General features: G+C 48.6%; 7 protein-coding genes. 2 read left to right on the top strand and 5 right to left on the bottom strand.

The features are described 5' to 3' along the window. Positions 1-125: 125 nt before the first annotated feature. From E5355_RS07630 to lysS, 4 genes are all read right to left on the bottom strand, one after another. Positions 126-881 carry an HAD family hydrolase gene (locus E5355_RS07630; protein WP_136009854.1) on the bottom strand — a complete coding sequence of 252 codons (756 nt, stop codon included), beginning with the start codon at positions 879-881 and terminating at the stop codon, positions 126-128. A gap of 137 nt (positions 882-1,018) precedes the next feature. Then, positions 1,019-2,356, bottom strand: a complete 1,338-nt coding sequence (locus tag E5355_RS07625) for a glucose-6-phosphate isomerase (RefSeq protein ID WP_136009853.1) — start codon at positions 2,354-2,356, stop codon at positions 1,019-1,021. 50 nt (positions 2,357-2,406) lie between these two features. Next, positions 2,407-3,402, bottom strand: coding sequence for an NAD(P)H-dependent glycerol-3-phosphate dehydrogenase (locus E5355_RS07620; RefSeq protein ID WP_136009852.1), 996 nt, complete (start codon positions 3,400-3,402; stop codon positions 2,407-2,409). A gap of 99 nt (positions 3,403-3,501) precedes the next feature. Further along, positions 3,502-5,232 (bottom strand): lysine--tRNA ligase, encoded by a 1,731-nt coding sequence (gene lysS, locus E5355_RS07615; protein WP_136009851.1) that lies wholly within the window; start codon positions 5,230-5,232, stop codon positions 3,502-3,504. A gap of 553 nt (positions 5,233-5,785) precedes the next feature. Between lysS and E5355_RS07610 the strand changes: the two genes are divergently transcribed. Together E5355_RS07610 and E5355_RS07605 are read left to right on the top strand one after the other, a co-directional pair. Continuing rightward, the gene (locus E5355_RS07610) at positions 5,786-7,141 is read left to right on the top strand and encodes an MATE family efflux transporter (protein WP_136009850.1); all 1,356 of its coding nucleotides are present in this window, start codon (positions 5,786-5,788) and stop codon (positions 7,139-7,141) included. Between the two features lie 83 nt (positions 7,142-7,224). Next, positions 7,225-7,854, top strand: coding sequence for an AAA family ATPase (locus E5355_RS07605; protein ID WP_136009849.1), 630 nt, complete (start codon positions 7,225-7,227; stop codon positions 7,852-7,854). 94 nt (positions 7,855-7,948) lie between these two features. On the opposite strand, the gene E5355_RS07600 is transcribed toward E5355_RS07605, so the two are convergent. Then, positions 7,949-9,610, bottom strand: coding sequence for a putative transporter (locus tag E5355_RS07600; protein ID WP_136009848.1), 1,662 nt, complete (start codon positions 9,608-9,610; stop codon positions 7,949-7,951). Positions 9,611-9,651 lie beyond the last annotated feature (41 nt).

The following is a 9,651-nucleotide window of genomic DNA, read 5'->3' as shown; positions in this document are numbered from 1 at the left end:
ACTTGAAAATTAAATGTTTAACAGCATATATTTAATTTTTGTCATCTACTAAAAATAAATACTTTATTTGTTTTCTGCATTGTAAAGATAGGAAGAGAATTTGGAAAGAATTGGGAAAAGCCTTATTAATTTTTATGGTAGAGGCTATTGCTGGCATCTAATGCGGTTTGCAACCTTTCCCAGTTGTCACAAAGCGCCTGCATGGACGGAAACAATAAATCTGCTCCGGCATCCAGTAATACCTGCTTGTCCAGCGGACCGGTATTGACCGCCACAGTGAATATGCCGGCAGCTGTTCCGGCTTGTACTCCGATAGGTGCATTTTCTACAACTATAGCTTCGTTGGCTTGTACTCCGGCTTTTTCCAGTCCCATCAGATAAGGCTCAGGATGAGGCTTCCCGTATTTCACATCAAAGGCGGTCACCATGTGATTGTGCTGAAACATTCCGGGGAAGTTGTGGGCAAGACGGTTCAGCAGGGAGTGCTGGCCCGAACCGGTGACAAGTACCGGAATCAGTCCTGCCGCTTTTACCTTTTGCAGCACTTCCCAAGCACCCGGCATACGTTCCGGTTCCGGGTGGGTACTGAATTCGGCACTTTTCTCCGCATAGATGCTTTCTATCATCTCGGGAGTGGCATCCTTGCCATACTGGCGTTGATAAACGATGTTGATGGTGGAGGCTCCGGTACGTCCCTCGTGCATGTATGCCTCTTCACGGCTCAAGTGCAGGCCATGGCGTTCCATTACTTTATGCCAGGCGTCGGCATGATAGGGCATGGAGTTGAACAGTACACCGTCCATGTCAAAAAGAACTGCTTTCAATTGGATGTTGGAGTGCCCGTGCTTTTCCAGATAACGGGCGATAGAGTTTTCGAACACTTGGTAGATTGAGGATTGAAAATTAACAATTAAGAAATGCGGGGTAAATAAATAGAGAGTTGAGAATAGAGAAACAGCTTTTCATTGCGCTTGTTGCAAAGCCATTTCTTAATTCTCAACTCTCTATTCTTGATTTATCAAAGTCTTGCCTGGATAGCTTTGGACTCTTCTTCGTAGCCGGGCTTGTTCAGCAGTGCGAACATATTCTTCTTGTATGCTTCCACACCCGGTTGGTTGAACGGATTGACTCCCAGAATATAACCGCTGATGCCGCAAGCTATTTCAAAGAAGTAGAGCAGACCTCCGATGCTTTCTTCATTCAGCGCAGGGATAACGATGCGCATGTTGGGCACACCGCCGTCAACGTGGGCAAGCTGTGTTCCCAATTCGGCCATCTTGTTCACTTCGTCCACGTGCTTGCCTGCCAGGAAGTTCAGTCCGTCAAGATTCGCTTCATCCGAAGGTACCTGCAAGGAGTGCTGTGTCTTCTCTACGGAGATGACAGTTTCGTAGATGGTACGTTCGCCTTCCTGAATCCATTGTCCCATGGAGTGCAGGTCGGTAGAGAAGTCTACGGCAGCAGGGAAGATACCCTTGTTTTCCTTACCTTCGGATTCACCGTAAAGCTGCTTCCACCATTCGCTTACGTAGTGCAGTTTGGGGTTGTAGTTGACGAGGATTTCAATCTTCTTGCCATTCTTGTATAGTTCATTACGCGTGGCCGCATAGATGGCAGCGGGGTTTTCTGCAAACGGAACATCTTTTCCGCAGGTCTTTTCCATCCCGACTGCACCTGCAACCAGTTTCTCAATGTCGAAACCGGCTATTGCGATGGGCAACAAGCCTACCGGAGTCAGTACGGAGAAACGTCCGCCTACGTTATCGGGGATGATGAAGGATTTGTAGCCTTCGTTGTCTGCCGTCACGCGGGCAGCACCTTTCTTGGCATCGGTGATGGCAACGATTACCTTCTTTGCCATCTCCTTGCCGCGTTGGTCTTCGCATTGCTTTTTCAGCAGACGGAAGGCTAGGGCTGTTTCGGTGGTAGTACCGGATTTGGAGATATTGATAACACCGAATTTCTTGTCTTTCAAGTATTCGGTAAGTTCATATAGATAATCTTCACCGATATTGTGTCCTGCATACAGAATGACCGGAGCCGTTTTCTTGTCTTGCAACCAGGTGAAGCTGTTTGACAAAGCCTCTATCACCGCACGTGCACCGAGGTAACTTCCGCCAATACCGGCAACTACTACTACCTCGCAGTTGTCACGCAATGTTTGTGCGGTAGCCTTCAGGTCGGCCAGGTGCTCTTTAGTAATGGAGGAGGGGAGGTGCAGCCAGCCCAAGAAGTCGTTGCCCTTACCGGTACCATTCTCTAATGCTTCCTGTGCAGCCTTTACTTGGGCTTCATAGGCGAAAACATTTTCTTTGGAGATGAATCCAAGAGTCTTTTCAATGTTCAAACTAATCATAATATTCTAGGTTTTAAATTCAGTATTTCGTTTAATTTTTTTTTTCGCACTTACCGGAATGAGTCGGTAAGCAGCTTGATTTCAATTGTCGGCGAGATACGCTCATACAGAATGTTGTATACTGCATCTACAATAGGCATGTTGACATGATAATGCTTGTTGATTTCCTTGATGCATTTTGTACCGTAATATCCCTCAGCAATCATTTCCATTTCAATCTGTGCGCTTTTCACGGAGTAGCCCTTGCCAATCATCGTACCGAATGTGCGGTTACGGCTGAAATTGGAATATCCCGTCACCAGCAGGTCGCCTAAATAAACGGAATCATTCACGTTTCTGTTCAACGGATGTACCGTTTGCAGGAATCTGTTCATTTCTTGTACGGCATTGGACATGAGTACGGCCTGAAAGTTGTCTCCATATTTCAGGCCACTGCAGATACCGGCTGCAATGGCATATACATTCTTCAGTACCGAACTGTATTCAATGCCGGCAACATCGTTGCTGACGGATGTCTTGATGAATGAACTGGCCAGTTTGCGGGCAATGGTGTAGGCCTTGTCGGTGTCGGGACAGGCAATGGTCAAATAAGAAAGGCGTTCCAGAGCCACTTCTTCCGCATGGCAGGGACCTGCCAATACTGCGATATTCTCAGCCGGGACGCCATATTCCTTAGTGAAATACTCCGATACAATCATGTTGTCATCGGGTACGATGCCTTTGATGGCGGTGATGATGAATTTATCCTTAATCTTGGTCTTCAGCTTCTTCAGATGAGCCTTCAGATAAGGGGAAGGTGTAACGAAGATGAGCGTATCGGATTCTTTCACGACATCATTGATGTTGGAGTTGAAGTTGATGCGCTTGGTATCAAATTTGACGCCCGTCAGGTAGGCAGGGTTATGGCCAAGTCGTTTGAAGTCGGCGATACGGTCGTCTCGCCGCATATACCAGTTTATCGACTCTGCTTGCGACAGAACCATTTTTGCAATGGCTGTAGCCCAACTTCCTCCGCCCATGATGGCTATCTTACCGGGTAGTTTCATATCGAAATTAATAATTAAAAACTAAAAATTAAAAGGGGGTGAAGTTAGTGCCTTCACCTTCCTCCTATCTTTAATTTTGCCTATTTAATTCTTTAATTTTTAATTCTTAATTCTTCCGACCCAGTCAGCAACTTCGTTTACGGTCGGGTTTGTCAATTCCAATTTATATTTCTTGTTGATGCCGCAGATGTCCATGTGGAGTTTTTGCGGATTCACATCTTTCATGTCGCTCACCTGGTTGTAGCCGGCCTTCTGAATCACAGCCACCCAATCTTCGGGTATACCCAGTTCTGTGTATCGTGCGGGAGCGTCTTTGGGGGTAACTTTCTCCGGACGCATCTGCGGGAAGAAAAGCACTTCCTGGATGAATGATTCACCCGTCATCAACATCGTCAGGCGGTCGATACCGATACCGATGCCCGACGTGGGAGGCATACCGTATTGCAATGCTTTCAGGAAATCCTGGTCGATGAACATGGCCTCGTCGTCTCCCTTTTCACTTAAGCGCAACTGGTCTTTGAAACGTTCTTCCTGGTCTATCGGGTCATTCAGCTCGCTGTAGGCATTGGCAAGTTCCTTGCCGTTCACCATCAGTTCGAAGCGTTCGGTCAGCCCCGGTTTGCTGCGGTGCATCTTGGTCAGCGGACTCATCTCTACGGGATAGTCGGTGATGAAGGTGGGCTGTATGAAAGTTCCTTCGCAGAATTCGCCGAAGATTTCATCAATCAGCTTACCCTTGCCCATGGTGTCGTCAATCTCCATGTTCAGTTCCTTGCACACCTGGCGGATTTCGTCCTCGCTCTTGCCTTCCAGGTCATGGCCGGTTTTTTCCTTGATGGCTTCCAGAATGGGCAGACGGCGGTAAGGGGCTTTGAAGCTGATGGTCTTGCCGTCTATTTCGGTCTCTGTACATCCGTTCACGGCGATGCAGATACGTTCCAGCAATTTCTCCGTAAAGCTCATCATCCAGTTATAGTCCTTGTACTGTACGTACAGTTCCATGCAGGTGAATTCCGGGTTGTGGTTCTTGTCCATACCCTCGTTACGGAAGTTCTTGCCTATTTCGTATACGCCTTCGAATCCGCCCACAATCAGTCGCTTCAGATACAGTTCGGTAGCGATGCGCAGGTAGAGGTCCATGTCCAGTGAGTTGTGGTGGGTGATGAAGGGGCGGGCGCTTGCTCCACCGGGGATAGATTGAAGAATCGGGGTCTCCACTTCCGTGTAGCCGGCTTCGTCCAGTACGGCACGCATGGTCTTGATGACAGCGGCACGCTTCAGGAATTTTTCTTTTACACCGTCGTTCACGATAAGGTCTACATAGCGCTGGCGGTAGCGGAGTTCGGGGTCTTCGAAAGAGTCGTAAGCCACGCCGTCCTTATATTTCACGATAGGCAGGGGCTTGATGCTCTTTGCAAGTACGGTCAGCTTCTTGGCATGGATGCTGATTTCGCCCATCTGGGTACGGAATACGAATCCTTCGATGCCGATAAAGTCGCCTAAGTCGAGCAAACGTTTGAACACGGTGTTGTACATCTCCTTGTTCTCGTCCGGACAGATGTCATCGCGGGTGATGTATACCTGGATGCGCCCTTTGGAGTCCTGCAATTCGATGAAGGATGCTTTGCCCATGATGCGGCGGCTCATGATACGTCCGGCAACGGACACTTGGCGAGGCTCTGCATCGTCTTTGAATTCAGTTTTAATATCGGTAGAGAAAGCATTTGTTACATACTCTGCTGCGGGATAAGGCTCGATGCCCATCGCGCGAAGTTCATTCATGCTGTTGCGACGAATGATTTCCTGTTCACTTAGTTCTAATACGTTCATTTCGCTATATTTCACTCAATTTGGGTACAAAAATACGAAACATTTTTCAGATAGCGAATCTTTTTATTAAATAAAGCACTCTGCGCCGTCGCGGTTCTTTCATTTAAGGGAGTTAAAGGGGGCTGGAAGTAGTTGTCGTCTTTCGTGCTCGGGAGTTAAAAGCCACTGGTATTGTTGGGGTTATAGCAATTCCGGCTCCCTTGAATGAAAGAGTCATGCCTTGGCGTGTCGGGTATTTGCTGTGAGGCGGTATGATATAAGGGATGAGGCAGGTTCAGTCTGCTTGCAGGGATGTTTCGGCCCGGTTTTAAACTTTATCTTCAGGCTGGATATTTACATCTTTAAGTTGCAGATTTATATCTTAAGGTTGAATATGTAAATCTTCAGGCTGAAGATATACTTTGTGATAAGGGGCTTGCCTCTTTTCCTCCTATATGAGCAAAGGACTTGTCCGGCTTTCAATTGCCTCTTCACTAATGGTTGGCCGATTGCTTGCTCGCTTTCCGAAAATTGAGTACTTTTGTGCTCTGTAAAAAGTAAATAGGTATAGTATATGGCAGGACAAAAGACTCCCACGGCGCTGGGAACGGAAAGTATAGGAAAACTCTTGATGCAATATGCCGTTCCGGCAATCATCGCAATGACCGCATCTTCTTTGTATAATATGGTAGACAGCATCTTCATCGGCCACGGAGTGGGCACGATGGCTATTTCGGGATTGGCGCTGACTTTCCCGCTGATGAATCTGGCTGCGGCTTTCGGCTCGCTGGTGGGTGTGGGGGCTTCCACACTGATTTCCGTCAAACTGGGGCAGAAGGATTATGACACGGCACAGCGTGTGCTGGGCAATGTTTTTGTTCTGAACGTGGTGCTGGGAGTGGCCTTCACTGTCATTGTCATGCTCTTTCTCGATTCGATTCTCTATTTCTTCGGAGGCAGTGACCAGACGATAGGCTATGCCAGGGATTATATGCAGATTATTCTTTTGGGAAATGCCGTTACGCACCTCTATCTGGGGCTGAATGCAGTGCTGCGCTCTTCCGGACATCCGCAGAAGGCGATGTATGCCACCGTTGCTACGGTGGTTGTCAATACGGTTCTTGACCCGGTATTTATTTATGGTTTCGGTTGGGGCATCCGGGGGGCTGCCGTTGCTACCATTGTGGCACAGGTGCTGTCGCTGGCATGGCAGTTCAGGCTGTTCAGCAACAAGGATGAACTGTTGCATTTTCATCGGGGGATATTCCGTCTGAAACGTAAGATTGTATTCGATTCGCTGGCTATCGGCATGTCTCCTTTCCTGATGAACCTGGCTGCCTGCTTCATTGTGATTCTCATCAATCAGGGACTGAAGAAACATGGCGGTGACTTGGCCATCGGGGCTTTCGGCATAGTGAACCGTCTGGTCTTCATCGTCGTGATGATTGTGATGGGATTGAACCAGGGGATGCAGCCCATTGCCGGATATAATTTCGGGGCGAAGCTGTATGGACGGGTGAACAAGGTGCTGAAACTGACCATAGTCTATGCCACGGCGGTGACCACTTTCGGCTTTCTGGTAGGCATGCTGCTTCCGGACCTTGTGGTGAGCATCTTTACATCGGATGCGGAACTGACGGAACTTTCGGCTGCGGGATTGCGTATTACGGTCATGTTCTTTCCCATTATCGGTTTCCAGATGGTGACTTCCAACTTTTTCCAGAGCATAGGCATGGCGGGTAAGGCGATATTCCTTTCCCTTACCCGGCAGATGCTGATTCTGCTTCCTTGCCTGCTCATTCTGCCTCGATTCTTCGGAGTGGCAGGGGTGTGGTATAGTATGCCGGTTTCCGACTTGCTGGCAAGTTTGATAGCGCTGGTGATGCTGGTTTGCCAATTCCGCAAGTTTAAGGCGGCTGCGGCACGTTGATATGAAATTTTCTTATGCTTTCTGCAGATATTCCGTAAGAATATTTATATTTGCTATCGGCAAACCAATAGATGAACAAGTGTATGGATAATAATTTTATAGTCAATATAGGCCGTCAGCTTGGTAGTGGCGGACGGGAAATAGGCGAGAAGCTGGCTGCCTGTCTGGGTATTGATTTTTATGACAAGGAGCTGATCAGGCTGGCTTCCGAGGAGAGTGGACTGTGTTGTGAGTTTTTTGAAAAAGCTGATGAGAAAGCCTCGCAAGGCATTATCGGAGGACTCTTCGGCATGCGTTTCCCTTTTGTCAGCGACGGGGCTATCCCGGTCACGAATTGCCTGAGCAATGATGCTCTGTTCAAAGTGCAAAGCGATGTGATACGCAGGTTGGCGGAGGAGAAGTCCTGCCTGTTTGTGGGGCGTTGTGCCGACTATATTCTGCGGGACAATCCACGCTGTGTCAATGTTTTTATTTCCTGCTCCAATGAGGAGCGCGTCAAACGCCTCTGCCAGATTCATTCCATTTCTGAACATGAAGCGGAAGAAATGATGAACAAAGCGGATAAGAAGCGTGCCGAATACTATAATTATTATAGCTACAAGAAATGGGGGGCTGCCGAAACATACCACTTGTGTGTCGATTCTTCCGTATTGGGTATTGATGCTACAGTGGACTTTATAGAAGAGTTCGTCAAGAAGAAGCTGAGACTTTAGGAATCTCCGGAGAGAGATGAAAGATAAAAGGCTGCGCAGTCGGGTTTAAACCAACATTGCGCAGCCTTTCTTGTTCTTCAGTGAATGGGTGTCATCACATCATTGTCAGCAATATCATCTGCCCTGCCAGAATACGCAGGAACATGGTCAACGGATATACCGTAGAGTAGCCCACTGCCGGAGCGTCGTTGCCTGCCGTCTGGTTGGAGTAAGCCAGTGCGGGAGGGTCTGTATTGCTACCTGCAATCAATCCCATCAAAGTAAAATAGTTCACCTTGCAGTAGAAACGGGCTATCATGCCGATTACCAACAAAGGAATGACGGTTATCAAGAATCCGTAGCCTACGTATAGCAATCCGTTGCCTTCCACTACCGTCTGCACAAAATGCTCACCGGCCTCTATGCCGACACTGGCAAGGAAAAGCACGATACCGATTTCGCGCAACATCAAGTTGGCACTCATGGTGGTGTACGTCACAAGATGCATTTTGTGGCCGAAACGGCCGATGAGAATGGCTACTACCAGCGGTCCACCTGCCAGACCCAGTTTTACCGGTGTCGGCATACCCGGGAATGCGATAGGCAGGCTACCCAGCAAGATTCCCAAGAAGATTCCCACGAAAATAGTTACAATATTCGGAGTATCCAAACGTTTCAACTGGTTGCCCAGCACGCGTGCTACACGCTCTACGGCATCCTGCTGGCCTACTACCATCACGCGGTCGCCCACTTGCAGCACCAGATTAGGATCGGCAAAGAGGTCCATACCCGAGCGGTTGATACGGGTGATGTTTACGCCATACATGCTGCGGAAGTGCATGTCGCCCAGCTTCTTGCCGTTGATTTCCGATTTCGTTACCAGGATGCGGCGCGATACCATCGGGGTGTCTTGCTTTTCCCAGTCCATTTGTATTTCCTTGCCGATGAAAGCTTTTACAGCTTCGGCGTCTTCTTCGGAGCAGACGATGAAGATTTGGTCGCCCGTATGGAAGATGGTCTTGTGGTCGGGAATGCTGACGTGGCCTTCGTGGCGTATGCGTGAGCAGACAAAAGCACGTCCGAGGAATTCCTTTACCTGGATAAGCGTCTTTCCGGAGATGGACTCGTTGCGGACTTCGAGGCTCATGATGTGTGGCTGGTGCTTATTGTCGGCTTCCTGACTGCTGAGCTCCTCTTCGTCTTTCTTGAGGTTGACCCGGCAAATGTAGCGGATGGCGATGATGGAGCCGATGATGCCTACTACACCGAGGGGGTAGGCGCAGGCATAACCCAGCGCAATAGGGTCGCCCGTGTAGTGAAGCTGATTCAGCGCTTCGTTGGCGGCACCGAGTCCGGGAGTGTTGGTCACGGCACCGTAGAGGATGCCGACCATCATGGGCAGGTCGATGCTGCCGTCAAGGAAGTAGATGCTCAATGCCACAGTAATGTTCAGCAGGACGATGCCTACGGCCAGTGCGTTGAGCCGCATACCTCCCTTCTTGAAGGAGGAGAAAAAGGATGGACCGACCTGCAAGCCGATGCAGAATACAAACAGAATCAAACCAAACTCGCGGATGAAATGCAGGATGTGTGTTTCGCCCGTGAAACCAAAATGCCCCATCAAGATACCTGCGAAGAGAACAAATGTAACTCCCAACGATACCCCGAAAATTTTAATCTTACCCAGCAATACGCCCACAGATATTACGAATGCATACAAACAAACGATGTGAGCGACAGATGAAGGGTCCCATAGCAAACTTTCTAACCAATTCATTGTACCTATTAATATGTCGTTGTTTAAAATTCGCGCAAAAT

The organism is Bacteroides muris (ex Afrizal et al. 2022), assembly GCF_004793475.1.
Classification (GTDB): Bacteria; Bacteroidota; Bacteroidia; order Bacteroidales; family Bacteroidaceae; genus Bacteroides; species Bacteroides muris.
The sequence above is the reverse complement of the archived record's forward strand: the minus strand, read 5'-3'. Positions and strand labels throughout refer to the sequence as shown.